14 protein-coding genes and 1 pseudogene are annotated in these 17619 nt (G+C 74.5%); 4 read left to right on the top strand and 11 right to left on the bottom strand.

The genetic code is table 11. From position 1 onward, the window contains the following. Positions 1 to 51: 51 nt before the first annotated feature. Positions 52 to 1302, bottom strand: coding sequence for an MFS transporter (locus tag ACFVU7_RS42960; RefSeq protein WP_117492898.1), 1251 nt, complete (start codon positions 1300 to 1302; stop codon positions 52 to 54). Between the two features lie 105 nt (positions 1303 to 1407). Beyond that, a complete protein-coding gene (locus tag ACFVU7_RS42955; RefSeq protein WP_380777080.1) occupies positions 1408 to 2076 on the bottom strand; it encodes a GntR family transcriptional regulator in 669 nt (222 codons plus the stop codon). A 183-nt stretch (positions 2077 to 2259) separates the two neighbouring features. Between ACFVU7_RS42955 and lysA the strand changes: the two genes are divergently transcribed. Beyond that, positions 2260 to 3618, top strand: a complete 1359-nt coding sequence (gene lysA / locus ACFVU7_RS42950; protein WP_388051974.1) for a diaminopimelate decarboxylase — start codon at positions 2260 to 2262, stop codon at positions 3616 to 3618. A 9-nt stretch (positions 3619 to 3627) separates the two neighbouring features. After that, positions 3628 to 4551 (top strand): LysR family transcriptional regulator, encoded by a 924-nt coding sequence (locus ACFVU7_RS42945; RefSeq protein WP_049660390.1) that lies wholly within the window; start codon positions 3628 to 3630, stop codon positions 4549 to 4551. A 67-nt stretch (positions 4552 to 4618) separates the two neighbouring features. Here the strand turns inward: ACFVU7_RS42945 and ACFVU7_RS42940 are convergent, their stop codons facing one another. The 7 genes from ACFVU7_RS42940 to ACFVU7_RS42910 all read right to left on the bottom strand — a co-directional run bounded on the left by ACFVU7_RS42940 (position 4619) and on the right by ACFVU7_RS42910 (position 13590). Continuing rightward, positions 4619 to 5458, bottom strand: a complete 840-nt coding sequence (locus ACFVU7_RS42940; protein ID WP_388051908.1) for a serine hydrolase — start codon at positions 5456 to 5458, stop codon at positions 4619 to 4621. Beyond that, positions 5455 to 7083, bottom strand: coding sequence for an amidohydrolase family protein (locus tag ACFVU7_RS42935; protein ID WP_388051905.1), 1629 nt, complete (start codon positions 7081 to 7083; stop codon positions 5455 to 5457). The genes ACFVU7_RS42940 and ACFVU7_RS42935 overlap by 4 nt, the downstream gene beginning before the upstream one ends. Before the next feature lie 29 nt (positions 7084 to 7112). Continuing rightward, positions 7113 to 7913, bottom strand: coding sequence for an amino acid ABC transporter ATP-binding protein (locus ACFVU7_RS42930; protein ID WP_380741473.1), 801 nt, complete (start codon positions 7911 to 7913; stop codon positions 7113 to 7115). After that, positions 7910 to 8890 (bottom strand): amino acid ABC transporter permease, encoded by a 981-nt coding sequence (locus ACFVU7_RS42925; protein WP_388051901.1) that lies wholly within the window; start codon positions 8888 to 8890, stop codon positions 7910 to 7912. The genes ACFVU7_RS42930 and ACFVU7_RS42925 overlap by 4 nt, the downstream gene beginning before the upstream one ends. A 31-nt stretch (positions 8891 to 8921) precedes the next feature. Then, positions 8922 to 9812 (bottom strand): ABC transporter substrate-binding protein, encoded by an 891-nt coding sequence (locus ACFVU7_RS42920; protein WP_388051898.1) that lies wholly within the window; start codon positions 9810 to 9812, stop codon positions 8922 to 8924. Positions 9813 to 10001: 189 nt separating this feature from the next. Further along, positions 10002 to 10799: a hypothetical protein gene (locus ACFVU7_RS42915; RefSeq protein WP_049654642.1), complete on the bottom strand. Its 798-nt coding sequence runs from the start codon at positions 10797 to 10799 to the stop codon at positions 10002 to 10004. A 133-nt stretch (positions 10800 to 10932) separates the two neighbouring features. After that, positions 10933 to 13590: an SdrD B-like domain-containing protein gene (locus tag ACFVU7_RS42910; RefSeq protein WP_388051894.1), complete on the bottom strand. Its 2658-nt coding sequence runs from the start codon at positions 13588 to 13590 to the stop codon at positions 10933 to 10935. 490 nt (positions 13591 to 14080) lie between these two features. Here ACFVU7_RS42910 and ACFVU7_RS42905 point away from each other — a divergent pair, with 490 nt between their 5' ends. Then, the gene (locus ACFVU7_RS42905) at positions 14081 to 15049 is read left to right on the top strand and encodes an NAD-dependent epimerase/dehydratase family protein (protein ID WP_388051891.1); all 969 of its coding nucleotides are present in this window, start codon (positions 14081 to 14083) and stop codon (positions 15047 to 15049) included. 149 nt (positions 15050 to 15198) lie between these two features. On the opposite strand, the gene ACFVU7_RS42900 is transcribed toward ACFVU7_RS42905, so the two are convergent. Continuing rightward, a complete protein-coding gene (locus ACFVU7_RS42900) occupies positions 15199 to 16236 on the bottom strand; it encodes an aldo/keto reductase (protein WP_388051971.1) in 1038 nt (345 codons plus the stop codon). A gap of 119 nt (positions 16237 to 16355) precedes the next feature. Between ACFVU7_RS42900 and ACFVU7_RS42895 the strand changes: the two genes are divergently transcribed. After that, positions 16356 to 16976 (top strand): TetR/AcrR family transcriptional regulator, encoded by a 621-nt coding sequence (locus ACFVU7_RS42895; protein ID WP_388051888.1) that lies wholly within the window; start codon positions 16356 to 16358, stop codon positions 16974 to 16976. Between the two features lie 169 nt (positions 16977 to 17145). Here ACFVU7_RS42895 and ACFVU7_RS42890 read toward each other — a convergent pair. Continuing rightward, a pseudogene (locus ACFVU7_RS42890) lies at positions 17146 to 17619 on the bottom strand (TerD family protein); the annotation flags it as partial.

The following is a 17619-nucleotide window of genomic DNA, read 5'->3' as shown; positions in this document are numbered from 1 at the left end:
GCCCCCGCCCGGGGATGGGCGGGGGCGGCGGGGGCGGCGGCGGTGGTGGGGTCAGCGGGAGGCCTCGGCGGGGGCGGTGCGGCGGGAGGAGAGGGTGATCACGGCGAGGCTGGCGAGGGCGAGGGCCGTCACCACGCTGAGCATCACGGTGTAGGAGGCCAGCGAGGAGAGCGCCGCGAGCACCGCGGGGAGCAGGAAGCCGGAGTAGCAGAGCGCGTAGTAGACGCCGGTGATGCCGGCCAGGTCGTCGGGGGTGACGATGCGCTGGATCTCCAGCAGGCCGGAGACCACCCCGATGCCGTAGGCGGCGCCGAGGAGGACCGCGCCAGCCAGGCCGAGCAGCGGGGAGCGCAGCGCCGCGTCGGCGGCGCAGACGGCCATGCCGCAGGCCATCAGCACCATGGAGACGATGACGCCGCGCGCCGAGGAGAGCGAGTCCAGGCGCTTGGCGAAGGGCTGGACGAGGGCGCCGGTGCCGAGGGTGAGGACGGTCAGCAGGGTCGCGTAGGCCAGCGACCAGTGGCCGAGCCGGTCGCCGACCAGCTGCGGGGTCACCGCGTACGCGACGCCGGCCGAGCCGAACACCCAGGGGGCCATCGGCAGGACCACCCGGACGAAGCGCCGGTGCCCGGCCGCCGGGACCTTGAGGTCGGCCCAGAGGCCGCGGACGGCGGCGGTCGCCCGCGCCCGGGTCTCGACGGCCTTCGGGAGCAGGAACAGCGCGGGCAGGGTGACCAGCAGGTGGGCGAGGTACGGGGTGACCATCGGCCAGGGGCCCCACTGGGCGAGCACACCGGCCACCCCGGCGCCGAGGCCGAAGCCGAGGGTCAGGGCGAGGGAGGCGCGGCGGGCGCCGGCCCCCTGGTCGGCGGCCGGGTCGTGCGGGGCCTGGGAGAGCTCCTTGACCCAGCTGGTGCCGACGGCCATCGCGATGCCGACGGCTATGCCGGTGAGGAACCGCCCGGCGTAGATGGGGAGTTCACCGGTCACGCCGCCGCACAGCACCCCGCTGGCGGCGAGCGAGGCGGCCACCGCGCCGATCATCAGCGGGCGGCGCCCGTAGCGGTCCGAGGCGGCGCCGCCGACCAGCAGTCCGGGGACCAGCCCGAGGACGTACGCCCCCAGGAAGGCGTCCACGGTGACCTCCGAGTAGCCGCCGAGGTGGCGGTACATCAGCAGCAGCGGGGTGAACTGGTTGCCGCCCCACCCGCAGCAGAACATGGCCAGGGCGGCGAGCAGCCACGGCCGCCCCCGGCCGGACGGTGCGACGGGACCGGCGGACGGTGGCCGGGTGGTGCTCATGGTGGTGCTGCTCCTTGTCGGATGGGAGGTCCCGGCGGTCCGTCGGGGCTGTGCGCGCGAAACGCCCGCCGGTGCGCGAACGCGTCGGCGCGCGATGGGGGAAGGTCAGCGGTCGGTGACGGCGCGGTGGGCGTCCAGGTGGGCGCGCAGGGCGGCGGTGAAGCCCTCGGCGTCGCGGGCGGCGATCCGTTCGACGAGCACGGTGTGCTCCTCGACCAGCGAGGCCAGCCGCTGCCGCTGCCCCTCCGGCTGCACCTGGAGCAGCTGGACGGCCATCCGGCGCTGGCGGTCGCGCAGCGTCCCGTAGAACCGTTCGGCGAGCTCGTTGCCGGAGGCCGTCACGATGCCCCGGTGGAAGGCCTCGTCGGCGTCGGCGAAGGCGCCGAGGTCGGCCCGGCGGGCGGGTTCGCGCTGCTGGTCGATCAGCTCGGACAGCTGCCGGACGAGCGCGTCGAGGCCGTCGGGGCGGCGGGTGATCCGGCGGACGGCGGTGCTCTCCAGCGCCTCGCGCAGTTCCAGCACGTCCTCGGCCTCGCCGGGGCCGACCGGCACCACCACGGCTCCGCGCTTGGGGAAGAGCTGGAGCAGGCCCTCGGCCTGCAGCCGCAGGAAGGCCTCCCGGACCGGGGTGCGGCTGAGCGAGGCGCGCTCGGCGATCTCGCCCTCGCTGATCAGCGTGCCGCCGGGGAGGCCGCCGCCGAGGATGAGGTCCTTGGTCAGGTCGTACGCGCGGTCCGCGGCCGGGACGCGGGCGGGGGGCGGGGTGTCGGCCATGGACCACACCGTAGCACCATAGATGCAAGCTTAGATGCAACAGTCGGGACAGAGCCGTGACCCGGGCCGGGAGCATCGGTTTCGGTACTGCTCAGGGCCGGAAGAATGCGCTTTCTCACCCCCTCCCGCAGGGCCGAGGATGGGCGGGGCCAACCAGCCTGCCGGGAGGAAGCCTTGTCCCCTGTGTCCCCAGCCCTGCCGCCCCTCGACCCGGCCCTGCCGCCCGTCGACCCGGGCCTGCTGCCGCTCACCGCCGAGTTCCGCCCCGAGGGCCTGGCCGTCGGCGGCGTGCTCCTGGACGAGGCGGCCCGCCGGTACGGCACGCCGCTGTTCGTCTACGACGAGGAGCACCTGCGCCGGCGCTGCCGGGAGGCGGTGGCCGCCTTCGGCCGGGGCAACGTCGCCTACGCCTCCAAGGCCTTCCTCTGCACCGCGATGGCCCGCCTCGCCACCGAGGAGGGCCTGCTGCTGGACGTCGCCTCCGGCGGCGAGCTGCGCACCGCGCTGTACGCCGGGGTCGACCCGGACCGGATCGTGCTGCACGGCAACAACAAGGACGAGGCCGAGCTGCGCACCGCGCTGACCGTCGGCCTGCGCCACATCGTGGTGGACAGCTTCGACGAGCTGGACCGGATCGAGCGGCTGCACCGCGAGGAGGGCCTGCCCCCGGCCCGGGTCCAGCTGCGGGTGGCGCCCGGGGTCGCGGCCGGCGCCCACCAGGCCATCCAGACCGGCGGCCACGACTCCAAGTTCGGCTTCGGCCTGGCCGACGGCGCCGCCGCGGCCGCGGTGCGCCGCGCCCGGGGCTCCGCCGCCGTACGGCTGGAGGGCGTCCACGCCCACGTCGGCTCCCAGGTGCTGGACCCGGCCGAGCTGGCCGACGGCGCCGCCGCGGTGGCCCGGTTCGCGGTGGAGCACGGCCTGCGCCGGCTGACCGTCGGCGGCGGCCTGGGCGTGGCCTACCTGAGCGGGCAGAGCGCCCCCTCCTTCGTGGTCTGGGCCGAGCGGGTCCGCGCGGCGGTGCGCGGCGCCGGCTGGAGCGGCGAGGTGGGCGTCGAGCCCGGCCGCTCGATCGCCGCCCGGGCCGGGCTGACGCTGTACCGGGTCGGCACCGTCAAGCGGATCGAGGGCGTGCGCACCTACGTCAGCGTGGACGGCGGGATGAGCGACAACCTGCGCCCGGCGCTGTACGGCGCCCGCTACGAGGCCTTCCTGCCGCGCTGCCCCGAGGCGCCCCGGCCGGGGCACGCCCGGCTGGTCGGCAAGCACTGCGAGAGCGGCGACGTGATCATCGACGACGCCGCGCTCCCCGCCGACCTGCGGGTCGGCGACCTGCTGGCCACCCCGGTGACCGGCGCCTACGGCTACGCCATGGCGTCCAACTACAACAAGCTGCCGCGGCCCGCCGTGGTCTTCGTCCGCAACGGCGAGGCCCGCCTGGTGGTGCGCCGGGAGACCGAGCACGACCTGCTCCGGCTGGACGTGGCCGCCGGCGACGGCCTCGGGGAACCGGTGGCTGCGCAGCGGTCGCATGCCGTCTAACCTGGGCCGATGCTGAACAGCGCCCGACTGCACGTCCTCCTGGAGATCGCCCGCCGGGGCACCATCGTGGCCGCGGCGCAGGCCCTGCACCTGAGCCCGTCCGCCATCTCGCACCAGCTCGCCCGCCTGGAGCAGGAGCTGGGTGTCGCGCTGGTGGAACGGGCTCCGCAGTCCCTGCGCCTGACGCCCGCGGGTGTCCGGCTGGCCGAGCACGCCCAGGCGATCGCCGATCTGATGGCCGTCGCCCAGGACGACCTGCGGGCGCACGCCGAGGGCGCGGCCGGGGTGCTGCGGATCGGCTTCTTCGCCTCCGCCGGGCTGGACCTGCTGCCCCGGGCGCTGGCCGCGTTCTCCGCCGCGAACCCGCAGGTGGAGCTGGAGCTGATCATGGGCCAGCCGCACGAGCTGGTCCCGGACCTGGAGGCCGGCCGGCTGGACGCGGCCGTCGTCTTCGAGCACCCGCTGGACCCGTGGTGCCGCCAGGCGGCGGTGGACGTGCGGATGTACTTCGAGGAGCCGCAGCTGGTCGTGGTGCCGCTGCGGCACCGGCTCGGGCGGCGCTCGCTGGTGCGGCTGGCCGAGCTGGAGGGCGAGAGCTGGATCGGCACCCACGGCGGCAGCACCGGCGAGCCGGTGCTCGAACGCGCCTGCGCGGCCGAGGGGTTCCGCCCCCGGGTGCGCTGCCGCAGCGACCACTACCAGGTGACCATCAACCTCGCGCGGGCCGGTATGGGCGTCGCGCTGATCCCGGCGCTCGGCCTGGCCGACAGCGCCGGGGTGCACGTCTGCCGGCTGGACCACCCGCAGCTGCACCGCCGGATCGGGGTGGCCACCCGGACCACCAACCGCAACCCGGTGCTGCGGTCCTTCCTCGCCGAACTCGGCGCGGCGGCCGGGGAGATCAGGTCGCTGCTCGACATGCGCTGGGCCTGACCTCCCCGGCCCGGACGTCCCCCGGCCCGGACCATGCCCGGCCCTGACCTCCCCGGCCCGGAGCCCGTCAGGCCGGCCGCTGCGCCCAGGCCGCGAGGGCGCCGCCGACGTCCCGGATGGCGTGCACGGCGGCCCGCTCGGTGCTGGGCCCGAGCGCCACGTCCCAGTGCGCGACGACCGCGTAGGCCACCCGCCGGGCGCCCACGATGACGCCCGCGTCGGCCCGCACCCCGGTGTCCGTACCGGTCTTGTTGGCCACCAGCAGGCGGCCGGGCAGCGGTTCGGGGAAGCCGGGGGCGTACGGGTCGTGGTCGATCAGCGCGGGCACCAGGCCGTGGTCGGTGTTGGCGCGCATCCAGCCGAGCAGCCGGGCCGAGGCCCCCGGGGTGGCCATGGTGCCCCGGACCGCGAGGGCCACCAGGCGGGCCAGGTCGCGGGCGGTGCCGGTGGCGAAGACCGGCGGGACGTCCGGCCCGCGCTCGTCGCGCACCCGGTCGTGCAGGGTGAGCCGTTCCAGCCCGAGGTCGTGGGCCAGCCGTGCGGTGGCCGGCAGGCCGACCAGCCGCAGCAGGGCGTTGGTGGCGGTGTTGTCGCTGACCGCGGCGGTCAGCCAGGCCAGGTCCTCCACCGTCCAGCCGGGGCGGCTGAGCCGGCCGAGCAGGCCGGTGCCGCCGGTGACGTCCTCGGGGAGGATCGCGGCCGGCTGCCCGGCCGCCAGTCCCCCGTTGTCCAACCGCCGGGCGACCTCGGCGAGCAGGAGCAGCTTGGAGGCGCTGGCGACGGGCAGCACGACGGTGTCGTCCACCCCGACCGCTTCGCCGCCGTCCACGTCGACGGCGGCCACCGCGAGGGTCAGCGGGAGCGCCGCCGAGCTGCGCGCGGCGGCGGCCACCTGGGCGAGGCTCATCGGACCCGCACCACCTCTCCGGCCCGGCTCGCGGTCGGCCGGCCGCCGCGCACCGCGACCCGGCCGGCCACCACGACGGTCTCCACGCCCGCCGGCGCCAGCAGCGGCCGCTCGAAGGTCGCGCCGTCCAGGACGGCCGCCGGGTCCAGCACCACCAGGTCGGCGACGGCGCCGTCCCGGACCACCCCGCGCCCGGCCAGCCGGAACCGCCCGGCGGGCAGGCCGGTCATCTTGTGCACCGCGAGCTCCAGCGGCAGCAGGCCCTGCTCGCGCCCGTAGTGGCCGAGCACCCGGGCGAAGCTGCCCGCCCAACGGGGGTGCGGGCGGCCGGGTTTGGGCACGCCGTCCGAGCCGATCATGGACAGCGGGCTGGCCAGCACCCGGCGGACGTCGTCCTCGCGCATCGAGTGGCTGATGATGGTCACCTCGCCCTGCGCCTCCAGCAGCAGGTCGCTCACGTAGTCGACCGGGTCGGCGCCGCGCTCGGCGGCCAGGTCGGCGATCCGGCTGCCCTCGGCGGTACGGCGGGCGGGCGCGGCGGCCACCGAGATCAGGTCCCAGCCGCCGTTGCCGACGGTGTTCTCCCAGCCCTCGACGCCGTTCGCGATGTCCGCCCGGATCCGGTCCCGCACCTCCTTGCTGCGCAGCCGCTCCAGCAGGGCGGCCGGCCCGCCCTCGCTGGTCCACGGCGGCAGCATCGCGTGCAGCACGGTGCTGCCGGCGGTGTACGGGTAGACGTCGCAGAGCACGTCCACGCCGTCGGCGCGGGCCTGTTCCAGGCGCGGCAGGGTACGCAGGGTGGCGCCCCAGGCGTGCCGCCCGGCGGTCTTGTGGTGGGAGACCTGGAGCGCCGCGCCGGAGCGCACCGCGATCTCCAGCGCCTCCTCCAGGGCCTTCTCCACCTGGGACATCTCGTCGCGCAGGTGGGTCACGTACGGCTTGCCGTGCCGCGCGGCGACCTTGGCCAGGGCCACGATCTCCTCGGTGTCCGCGTAGACGCCGGGCGGGTAGATCAGGCCGGTGGAGAGGCCGGCCGCGCCCTGGGCCAGCGCCCGGTCGAGCAGGTCGCACATGGCGGCCAGCTCCTCGGGGGTGGGCGGGCGGTCCTCGAAGCCCATCACCCCGGCGCGCAGCGTGCCGTGGCCGACCAGCGAGGCGATGTGGTTGCGGCGCAGTTCGGGCCGCTGGCCGGCCGCGAAGGCGACGAAGTCCTCGGCGGGCAGCACCGGCCCGAGGCCGAAGGAGACCCGCAGGTGCCCGGCCAGTTCGGGCAGCCGCTCGGGCAGGGCGGGGAACAGGCTGATCCCGCAGTTGCCGCTGATCTCGGTGGTGACGCCCTGGAGCAGCGGGGCGAGCCGCAGTTCGTCCAGGGCGTCGCCGTCGGTGTGGGTGCCGCCGCCGAAGGGGGCGGCGAGCGCGTCCGAGTGGGTGTGGACGTCGATGAAGCCGGGGGTGACGACCCGTCCGGTGACGTCCAGCGTCTCGACCGCGGCCACCGCGGTGCCCGGCGGCAGGACGGTGACCCGGCCCCCCGCGACGGCGAGGTCGGCCGCGCGGCCGGGCGCCCCGGTGCCGTCCACCAGGGTGCCGCCGCGCAGCAGCAGGTCGACCGGGGTCGTGGTCACGTCCGCTCCCATCAGTCCTGTCGCTCCCATCAGAGCACCGTCGAGAGGAAGGCCCGGGTGCGGTCGTGCCGCGGGGCGGTGAACACCTCGGCCGGGCTGCCGGCCTCCACGACGGCGCCCTCGTCCATGAAGACGACCCGGTCGGCGACCTCGCGGGCGAAGCCCATCTCGTGGGTGACGACGATCATCGTCATGCCGCTGCGGGCGAGGTCGCGCATCACGCCGAGCACCTCGCCGACCAGCTCCGGGTCGAGCGCGGAGGTGGGCTCGTCGAAGAGCATCAGGGTCGGCTCCATGGCCAGCGCCCGGGCGATCGCCACCCGCTGCTGCTGGCCGCCGGAGAGCTGGGCCGGGTAGTGGTCGGCCCGGTCGGCCAGGCCGACCCGGGCGAGCAGCTCGCGGGCCCGGCGCTCGGCCTCCTGGCGCGGGCGCCCCTTGACCGCGATCGGGCCCTCCATCACGTTCTGCAGCGCGGTGCGGTGCGGGAAGAGGTGGAAGCGCTGGAAGACCATGCCGATCCGCTCGCGCTGGTGGCGGATGTCGCGCGGCCGGCGCTCGCGCAGCCTGCTGCCGGAGGCGCCGTGCGGCTCGTAGCCGACCAGTTCGCCGTCCACCTCGATCCGCCCGGCGTCGATCTTCTCCAGGTGGTTGAAGCAGCGCAGCAGGGTGGACTTGCCGGAGCCGGAGGGGCCGATCACGCAGAGCACCTCCCCCGCCCGGACCTCCAGGTCGATGCCGCGCAGCACCTCCAGGTCCCCGAAGTGCTTGCGCACCTTCCGGGCCGACAGGACCACCTCGGCGGTCGGCTTCGCCGGATCCGTACCCGTCACTTGCCCTCCCCCTTCTTCACGCGCTTCTGTGCTGCGCCGCGCCCCGGCCGCAGGTTGGCCAGCACCCGGCGGTGCAGGGCCGGCGGAGCGCCGGCCGGGTTGAACTTCCGCTCCACCGCGTGCTGGGCGACGCTCGCGATGGTGGTGAGCACCAGGTACCAGATGGACGCGACGATCAGCAGCGCTATCACCTCGAAGTTGGCGAGGTAGAGGTGCTGGGAGACGGTCATCAGGTCGGCGCCGGCGATGACGGAGACCAGCGAGGTGGTCTTCAGCATCGAGATGAACTGGTTGCCGAACGGCGGGATGATCACCCGCATCGCCTGCGGCAGCACCACCCGGGTGAGGATCTGCCGGTTGGACATGCCGAGCGAGGCGCCGGCCTCGCGCTGCCCGGGGTCGACGCTCTGGATGCCGGCCCGGACGATCTCGGACATGTAGGCGCCCTCGTTGATCGACAGGCCGAGCAGTGCCGCCACGAAGCCGGTGATCAGGGTGTTGGACTGCCAGCTGACCAGCTTGGGCCCGTCGAACGGGATGCCGATGCTGATCTCCGGGAAGAGCAGCGCCAGGTTGAACCAGAAGATCAGCTGGACCAGCAGCGGGGTGCCGCGGAAGAACCAGGTGTACGCCCCGGCGGTGGTCCGCAGCACCGGGCTGTCGGACAGCTGCATCACCGCGACCACCACGCCGATGACGATGCCCACCACCTGGGAGATCAGGGTGAGTTGGACCGTCACCCAGAGCCCTTCCAGGATCACGCCGTCGAACTGGTACCGGGCGACGATGTCCCAGTGCAGGTTGGGGTTGACGATGATCGTCCAGGCCAGCCAGACGGCGACGAAGGCCGCCGCCAGCACGGCGAACCAGCGCGCCGGGCGGGGCCGGCCGGTGACCTCGAAGGCCAGGTCGTCGTCGGCCGCGGCCTCGGCGGTCGGGACTCGGCTGGCCGGTGCGGGCATCGCGGGGTCTCTCATGTCGGTGCTCATCTCGTCGGTGCCGCCGTTCTCACTGCGCCGCGTTGACGGTGGCGCGCTCCACCGCGCTGCCGCCGACCTGGTAGGTGTCCAGCACCTTGCGGTACTCGCCGCTCTCGATCAGCTCCTGGAGCGCCTTCTGCACCGCGTCGCGCAGCCCGGAGTCCTTCTTCGCCACCGCGATGCCCCAGGGCGCCGTCCCGTACTGGTCCGGCAGCACCTCGTAGGAGCCGCTGTTCTGCACGAACATCTGCGCCACCGGGTAGTCCACGATCGTGGCCACGGCCCGCTCACTGTCCAGCTGGAGCAGCCCGGTCGGGGCGTCCTCGCTCTGCGAGATCGTCATCCTGGTGGCGCACTTGGCGTTCTGCTGCTCGCCGATCTCCAGGTTGGAGCTGCCCTTGGCGAGGACCACCTTCTTCCCGCAGAGGTCCTCCAGGGACTTGATGCCCTCGGGGTTGCCCTTCTTCGTCATGATCACGCCGCCGGTGCGGAAGTAGTCGACGAAGTCGACGGCCTGGCGGCGCTGGGCGCTGTCCGTCATGGAGGACATCACCAGGTCGTAGCGGCCGGCCTGGAGGCCGGGGATCAGGCCGTCGAAGGAGGAGTTGGCGAGCTCCAGCTTCAGGCCGAGCCTCCCGGCGACGGCGGCGGCGAGGTCCGGGTCGACCCCGGTCAGCTCGGTGGTGCCGGTCTTGTACATCTCCATCGGCGGGTAGCCGACGGAGGTGGCGACTCTGAGCACGCCGCTCTGCTTGTTCTTCGCCGGGAGCAGCTCGGCGGCGCTCTTCCCGGCGTTCTGCGCGGCCTGGGCCGCGCCGGCGGCCGGGGAGCCGCCCTGGTCGGAGCGCCCGCAGGCGGTGGCGGCCAGGACGACCAGGGACAGTGCGGCCAGACAGCGCAGGGAACGGGGGCGGTTCATCGGCTACTCCCTCGGGCGGTGACGGTGCGCCGATGCTGGCAGCCGGGTCCGGGTGAACGGAAGATGATGAAGCTATTGCTGCCTCACCAACGATTTTTGTACGGCTGACCGCCCTGTCCTGCGGCTTCCGGCCGTACCGGGCCGGCCTGGTCGCCGGTCAACCGGTCAGCCGACCGGCCGGTGCGCCGGTCAGCCGGTGAGCCACGGGGCCTCGGGCAGCTTGGCGTCCGGCTGCCGTCCGGCGAGCTCGACGGTGGTGGGGGTGCCCAGCCCCGGCATCCGCATCGTCACCCGGCGCAGCCCGCCGTCGCCGTCGACCCAGTAGGTCAGCGGCGAACGGGCGCCGTCGGGCGCGGCCCCCTGGGCGCGCGGACCGGCGAAGCGGTCGTAGCCCTTGCCGTCGATCCGGTCCCGGCCCAGCCAGCGGGCCCCGGACTGGGCGAGCAGCAGCGGGTTGTCGGGGCGGTCCGCGCCGAGCTGGACCAGCAGGTTCAGTCCGGCGTCCAGCGGATCCGCCGTGTAGGTGCGCGGCGACCAGCCCTGGCGCGGGATGCGCTCGGCCTGCTCCCAGGCCGGGGCGTCGGTGGCGGGGGCGGTGCCGGCCTGGTCGGGGGCCAGCCCGAGGCCGCCGGTGTCCCAGACGATCAGGCCGTGGTCCAGCGCCCCGCTCGCGCCGGTGGTCCGGTAGCGGCCGACCCCCCGGTGGTTGCGGTAGTCGACGACCCCGTCGACCCGGATGGTGACGCCCCCGCCCTCCTCAGCGGTGAGCGTCACCGCCACCGGGCTCGCCTGGTAGAGGTTCAGCCGCGACAGGGCGAGCCGGCCGGCCTCGTCGGTGGTCACCGGGCGTTCGACGGCCTCGTCGGAGACCGTCCGGTAGACGGCCACGCCGCCCGCCGCGGCGCCGCACACCACGATCGCGATCAGGGCCTTGAGCCAGTGGGACCGCCGGGGCCCGCGGCCGTCGGCCTTCGTCTTGCGGGGCATGCAGCCGCTCCCTCTCCTCGGTCGGACACGACAGTCGGGCGGGCCCGGGGACCAACGGTCCCACGAACCCGCCCGATTCGGGCCCGGTGCCGGTCTCCCCGCACCGGGCCCGGTACGAACACCCCGTCTGCGGCTAGCCGCGCTGGGCGGCCTTGCGCCTGCGGGCCACCAGCACCGTGGCGGTGCCGAGGGCGATCAGCGCCGCCGCGCTGGTCAACACGATCGGCATCCCTTCACCCGCACCGGTGTTGGGCAGGTGCCCGGACGCCGGGGGCGCCGGGGCCGGCGGCACCGGGGCCGCCGTCGTCGGCGCCGGGGTCGGCGTCTCGGTCGGGGTGGGCGTCGGTGTCGGCGTCGGGATCAGCTTGTTGACGGCCGTCACCTCCACACCGGCGTCGAGGTTCGCCGAGGTCAGCTTCAGCGGGCCGAAGACGGTGACCTCCGGCGCCGCGTAGCCGTCCGGCGGGCTCAGCTCCTGCCAGTAGTACGTCCCCGGCACGCCGGTGCCCTGGCAGATGCCGTCGGCGCCGGTCGTGCAGGGCTCACCGACCTTGGTGTCGGGCTTGTCGCCGGTCGGCTGGAGCCCGTCGGTCCCGTTGGTCTCGTGCCACAGCTGGAACTTGGCGCCCGCCAGCGGCTTGCCGTCCTGGTCGTGCTTGACCAGGCGCAGCGCGCCCTCCTGGAGCCGGAAGCCGAAGTCGTAGGTGTGGTCGTTCTCGCCGGGGCCGCCGGTGGTCAGCGCCCGCTCCGGGAACTTGCCGTCCTTCGGAACGATGCCCTTGGAGTCGATGAAGTGGTTGTCACCGACGTCGTGGTCGGTCGGCACCCACTGGAAGAGGGGGCCGTCCTTGGCGTAGTCCGCCGGGTTGTCCAGCTTGATCGTGTACTTGGTCCTCGGCTTGAGGCCGCCGTCGACGTTGCTGTCGTCGAAGTAGTACTCGCCGCGCTTGGTCGTCTTGGTGGTGCCGACGAGCTTCCCCGACTCGTCGTACAGGTGGACGGTGGCACCCGGAACCGGCTTCTGGCCCGGCAGTTGGAGGCCGCTGCGCTCGGGGTCGTACCAGACCCGGTTGCCGATCTGGAGCGGCGCCTGGTCGCAGAGCACCTCCAGGTCGCCCATCGCGGCGCCCTTGCCGAACGGCGGGATGCCCGGGCCCGTGTTGAGCCGCACGCCGCCGTCCGCCTTGCCGTCGCGCTTCTGGAAGGCGCTGCCGTAGCCGTAGGCCTGGCTGTCGCTGTCGTAGCCCGAGGTCACGATGGAGTCCTCGACCTTCGAGAACGCCATCCCGGCGTTGGCCGGGTTGTTGTGGCCGATCCGGGCGTTGTCGAAGAACCGCTGGCCCCGGGCCTTGGACCCGCAGCCCAGGTTGGTGTCCAGCACGTACGTGCCGTTCTCCGGGCAGGCCTTGAGGAGGTCGCCGCCGGGCAGGACCTTGGACATCACGTTGCCCGTCGGGCTGGCCGCCGACTGGTCGCCGAAGCGGTCCCGGAAGGCGAGCAGCATCGAGCCGTCGGTCTCGAAGGCGATCTCGGCGACCGCCGGCTCGGGGTTGGCCAGGTAGCTGGCCCCGCAGGCCTGGCCGTTCTGGGTGGTCGGGAAGGTGTCCTGCCACGGGAACCAGGCGGTGCCCGGGCACGGGCCGCCGACCGTGGTGCCGCGCGGGTAGTCGAGCGGCTGGTTCAGCACGGCCGGCTTGAACGCGCCGGTGGACAGGTCGAACGGCAGCACCACGGCGCGCAGGTCCGTGGCCTTGCCGGTGGACTCGCCCGAGCAGACGCCGCCGAGGAAGCCGGTGCCGTCCTGGATGCCGAGGCCGTACGGACGCCAGTCCCCCGGCGCCGGGCAGCCCGGGTCCGGGATGGCGTAGGCGGCCTTGGGCGCGGCCGCCGTCGCCGCGGTGGCGTCGTAGCGGTAGAGCTTGCGGTCGTTCAGGTTGACGACGAAGAGGTCCTTGCCGTCGTCGGTGATCTTGATGCCGCCGAGGCTCTCCTTGCCCACCGGGGCCAGGAAGCCGTCGTCGTTGCCCGGGCCGTGCGGGGTGGTGCCCGCGTCCGGGACGGTGGCGAACAGCGTGGTCTTCTTCGTCGCCCAGTCGGTGACGTAGATCCCGCCGGGGCCGCCGGGGCCGTAGGCGGTGGTCCGCTTGGCCTGGGCCGAGGAGAACACCCGCTTGTCGGCCTTGTTCCAGGCGATGCCGTACAGGTTGCCGGTCTGCCCGGCCGTGGCCACGTCGGTCAGGGTGAAGCCGGTGCCGGCCGTGCCCCGGGACTCGTACGGGAAGGACACCAGCGTGTGCTGGGCGGCCCCGTCCTGGGGCGGGTTCTGACAGGTCGACACCAGCGGCGCGTTCTTCTGGCAGTAGTCACCCGGGCTCCAGAGCCCCGTGGTGATCTCCACCTTCTTGCCGCCGGAGAGGTCGACGAACTCCTCGTTGGAGCTCAGCTTGTTCGGCCCGCCGTCCAGACCCTCGCGGGAGGCGAAGGCCGGGTAGAGCACGCCCGGCTTCGGGTTCACCACCTGGACGCGGTACTTGCCGCCGGTCAGCTTGCTCGTGGCCGGCGCCAGCGTCACCGTGCCGTCCGCCGCCGTGGTGCCCTCGATGGCGACCCCCGCCTCGTCGGTGAGCGTCACCTTCACGCCCGCCATGCCCGATTCCAGCCCGGGCGTCCACACACCGTCGGTGTCCACGGCCCGGATCACGTGGACCGCCACCGTGCCGTCGCCGGTCTGGGGGAAGGCCGGCGGGGCCGCCGCCAGGGACCAGGAACCGGCCAGTACGGCCAGCGTCACCGCACCGCCCGCGGTGCGAAGGCCCGCGGCGCGGCGGCCGGGTGGACCCGTCCGCCGCCCGCCGGAGCCGCGCGCGGCACCGACGGTTCGATCATTTGTCGTCGTCATCCCTGCTCTCATCATCCAGTTGGGCCTGCCGCCCGACCTCGGGAGCGAGTTCGCGAGTGGCGGAAAGCCGCCATTGTTAACGGGAGCTTAAAGGGACTTCACACAAGTTCGCCGGGAAACAAGGAACTTTGACAGGAGATCAGACGTTACGAGGCCGTCACGGCTGCTCATCCGGCCCCGGCCGTCAGGCCGTTGACCAGCGCCGATCCGCCTGCTGCGGCCCGCCGCCCCCGGCCGTCACCGTACCGCACCGTTGACCGTCGAACACTCTTCCCCCCGGAACCGTCCACACCGGGCCCCGACTCACCCACCCCACCCACAACTTGGGCAACAACAGGCCACCGGCTGGCCCCGCCCCGGGGCGGACTGGCACGATGTCCGAATGCGCATTCTGGTCATCGGCGGCACCCGCTTCATCGGATTCCACTTCGCCGAGGCGGCACTGGCCGCCGGGCACGAGGTCACGGTGGTGCACCGGGGCCGCTCCGGCGCCGGACTCCTCCCGGACGCCACCCACCTGATCGCCGACCGCGACGCCGACCTGTCCGCGCTGCGCGGCCGGCACTGGGACGCCACCGTCGACCTCTGCGCCTACTACCCGCGCCAGGTACGGGAGTTGGCGGCCGCCCTCGACCCCGGCGCCGCCGGGCGCTACCTGCTGGTCTCCTCGCTCTCGGTGTACGACGTCCCGGCCGCCCCGGGCTACGCCGAGGACTCCGCCCTGCTCCCCGTCGACGGCCCCGAGGCCGAGGAGATCACCGCCGAGACCTACGGCGTCCTCAAGGTCCAGTGCGAGCGCGCCGCCCGGCAGGCCTTCGGCCCGGAGACCCTGCTGGTCCGCCCGACGTACGTGATCGGCCCCCGCGACTACACCCACCGCTTCGACTACTGGGTGGAGCGCCTCACCCGGGGCGGCGAGGTGCTCGCCCCGGGCCGGCCGGACGCGCCGCTCCAGGTGGTCGACGTCCGCGACCTCGCCGCCTGGATGCTCGCCCTGCTGGAGCGGGGCGCCTCCGGCGCCTACCACGCCGCCACTCCCCCGCCGTTCGGCATCGGCGACCTGCTCGATGCCGTCGCCGCGGCGGTCGCCCCGCCCGGCACCACCCTCACCTGGGTGGACGAGGACTTCCTCCGGGCCGCCGGCGTCCAGGAGCGCGCCCTCCCGCTCTGGCCCGCCGACCCGGAGAGCCGCGCCACCAGCACCGCCGACCCGGCGGCCGCCCTCGCCACCGGCCTCGCCCTCCGGCCGGTGGCCGACAGCGCCCGCGACATCCAGCCGTTCGAGCGCGTGCCGGGCACCCTCGACCCCGAGCGGGAGGCCGAACTCCTCGCCGCCTGGCACCAGCGGTAGCGGCGCCGACGCGGAGTCCACCGGCACGGGGCCGACCGCCGCCCCGCGACAGCCGGTCCGGCCCCGGCCCGGACATCTCCCGGGCCGGGGCCCACGCCGCTCGGGCCTCCGCTGGTCGCCACGCCCCTCCCCGCCCCTCCCTGCGCGCCTCAGCCCGCCAGGGGCGGGTTGAGCCGGGCGAACGCCTCCTGCCGCCGGTACGGAAAGTACGGGTACGGCGCGGTGCGGGCGCTCGCCGCGTCCAGCCGGGCCACCTGGTCCTCCGTCAGGGACCAGCCGACCGCGCCGAGGTTCTGCCGCAGCTGCTCCTCGTTGCGGGCGCCGATGATGACCGAGGAGACGGTCGGACGGCGCAGCAGCCAGTTGATCGCCACCTGGGGGACGGTGCGTTCGGTCTCGGCGGCGACCTCGATCAGCGCGTCGACCACCCGGTACAGCAGCTCGTCCTCCACCGGCGGGCCGTAGTCGGCGGTGTCGTGCAGCCGGCTGCCGTCCGGGAGCGGCTGCCCGCGGCGGATCTTCCCCGTGAGCCGGCCCCAGCCGAGCGGGCTCCAGACCAGGGCGCCGACGCCTTCCTCCTGTGCGAGCGGCATCAGTTCCCACTCGTAGTCGCGGCCGACGAGCGAGTAGTAGACCTGGTGGGCGGCGTACCGAGGGCGGCCGTGCCGGTCGGCGAGGGCGAGGGACTTCATCAGCTGCCAGCCGGAGAAGTTGGAGACGCCGGTGTAGCGGATCTTGCCGGCCCGGACCAGGTCCTCCAGGGTGGCGAGCACCTCCTCGATCGGGGTGCCGGCGTCGTAGGCGTGCAGCTGGAACAGGTCCAGGTAGTCGGTGCCGAGGCGGCGCAGCGCGTCGTCGACGCTCCGGACCAGCCGGGCGCGGGAGGTGCCGGCGTCCTGCGGGCCGTCGCCGGTGGGCAGTCCGGCCTTGGTGGAGATCAGCACCTGGTCGCGGCGGCCGCGGATCGCCTGGCCGAGCACCTCCTCGGAGGCGCCGTCGGAGTAGACGTCGGCGGTGTCGAAGAGGGTGACTCCGGCGTCGATGGAGATGTCGAGGAGCCGGCGGGCCTCCTGGACGTCGGTGGTGCCCCAGGCGCCGAACAGCGGGCCGCGCCCGCCGAAGGTGCCGGTGCCGAGACTGAGCGCGGGCACCTTGAGTCCGGACGCGCCGAGCCGGCGGTACTCCATGTCGGTGGCGATGGTCATGGCGGATTTCTCCCCTCGAAGCCCCTAATGGGACCGCTGTTCCGTTAGGATGCTCTGAACCTAGCAGAGTCCACCCGTCTAATGGAACAGGAATCCCGTTAATGGCCGTCGAGCCCTCCACGCCCGGCACGGTCCGCCCCGGCGGCCGGACCGCCCGGGTCCGCGCCGCCGTCCTGCGCGCCGCCGAGGACGCCCTGGTCGAGCGCGGCTTCAGCGGCCTCGACCTCGGCGACATCGCCCAGCGGGCCGAGGTCGGCCGCACCACCGTCTACCGCCGCTGGGGCAGCACCACCGCGCTGGTCGCCGACCTGCTCGCGGACATGGCCGAGCAGTCGCTGCCGCGCACCGACAGCGGCTCCCTCGCCGGGGACCTCCGGGCCAACGCCCGGCTCGTCCGGCGCACCCTGGCCGACCCCCGGCAGGGCGCGCTGTTCCGCGCCGTCATCGTGGCGGCGACCTGCGACCCGGACGCGGCCGAGGCCCTGCGGCACTTCTACCGGCGCCGGGTCGAGGAATGGGCGCCGTGCGTCGCCGCGGCCGTCGAGCGCGGCGAACTCCCGCCGGACACCGACGGGTTCGAGGTCGTCCGGGCGGTCTCGGCGCCGCTCTACTACCGGATGCTCACCACCGCCGAGCCGCTGGACGAGGCGGCCGCGGACCGCGCGGCGGAGGCCGCCGCGGCGGCGGCCCGCGCCGGGGCGTACCGGCGCCGGGACGGCTAGGGACGCGAACGGCCGCACAGCGCCGAAGCGTTGTGCGGCCGCCGGGCGCGGCGAGGGCCCTGGAAGGCCGGAACGACGCTCCGACATCATCCGACCGACGGCGGGGGCCGCCGGGGGGCTCCCCCGGCGGCCCTCGCCGCGGCCGCGACCTGACGGTTCAGAAGACGGTTTAGAAGAAGCCGTCGTCCTCGTAGTAGTTGTTGACGACCACCTGCGGGTCGTCGTCGAAGGCCTCGTTCAGCAGCGCACCGCCGACCAGGCCGGCCGCGCCGGCGCCGATCAGCGCGCCGGTGCCGAAGCGCCGTCCGCCCTGGGCCTGCTGGCCGGGCACCTGCGGCGGCTGGCCCTGCTGGACCGGCTGCGGGTAGCCCGCCTGCGCCGGGGTGTAGAACGGCGGGACGTTGGTCTGCACCCGCTGGGCGCAGGCCACGCAGGCCTCGATCTGGCGCGGCACGCCCCACTGCGGCGACCAGTACACCGCCGTGGTGCCGGCGCCGTGCGAGGGGTCGAAGAAACACGTCACGGGGTAACTCCCTGGTCCTTGCCGGGTCATCGGAACGGCGGGCGCGGCGGCGGGCAGCACGGCCGGCACCGGGGCCGCGACCGGCGCCGGCGGCGCGGCGGGCGGAGCCACGGGCGGGGC

The sequence above is a fragment of the Kitasatospora sp. NPDC058046 genome (assembly GCF_042885595.1).
Lineage (GTDB): Bacteria > Actinomycetota > Actinomycetes > Streptomycetales > Streptomycetaceae > Kitasatospora.
Note: the sequence above shows the minus strand (reverse complement) of the source record. Positions and strands in the feature narration are given on the sequence as shown.

Excerpts from the sequence above, each read along its gene's own strand:
- ACFVU7_RS42945 (WP_049660390.1), top strand. The coding sequence starts at position 3,628 with ATGCTGAACAGCGCCCGACTGCACGTCCTCCTGGAGATCGCCCGCCGG.
- ACFVU7_RS42960 (WP_117492898.1), bottom strand. The coding sequence starts at position 1,302 with ATGAGCACCACCCGGCCACCGTCCGCCGGTCCCGTCGCACCGTCCGGC.
- ACFVU7_RS42905 (WP_388051891.1), top strand. The coding sequence starts at position 14,081 with ATGCGCATTCTGGTCATCGGCGGCACCCGCTTCATCGGATTCCACTTC.
- ACFVU7_RS42955 (WP_380777080.1), bottom strand. The coding sequence starts at position 2,076 with ATGGCCGACACCCCGCCCCCCGCCCGCGTCCCGGCCGCGGACCGCGCG.
- ACFVU7_RS42925 (WP_388051901.1), bottom strand. The coding sequence starts at position 8,890 with ATGAGAGACCCCGCGATGCCCGCACCGGCCAGCCGAGTCCCGACCGCC.
- ACFVU7_RS42900 (WP_388051971.1), bottom strand. The coding sequence starts at position 16,236 with ATGGAGTACCGCCGGCTCGGCGCGTCCGGACTCAAGGTGCCCGCGCTC.
- ACFVU7_RS42915 (WP_049654642.1), bottom strand. The coding sequence starts at position 10,799 with ATGCCCCGCAAGACGAAGGCCGACGGCCGCGGGCCCCGGCGGTCCCAC.
- ACFVU7_RS42895 (WP_388051888.1), top strand. The coding sequence starts at position 16,356 with ATGGCCGTCGAGCCCTCCACGCCCGGCACGGTCCGCCCCGGCGGCCGG.
- ACFVU7_RS42940 (WP_388051908.1), bottom strand. The coding sequence starts at position 5,458 with ATGAGCCTCGCCCAGGTGGCCGCCGCCGCGCGCAGCTCGGCGGCGCTC.
- ACFVU7_RS42920 (WP_388051898.1), bottom strand. The coding sequence starts at position 9,812 with ATGAACCGCCCCCGTTCCCTGCGCTGTCTGGCCGCACTGTCCCTGGTC.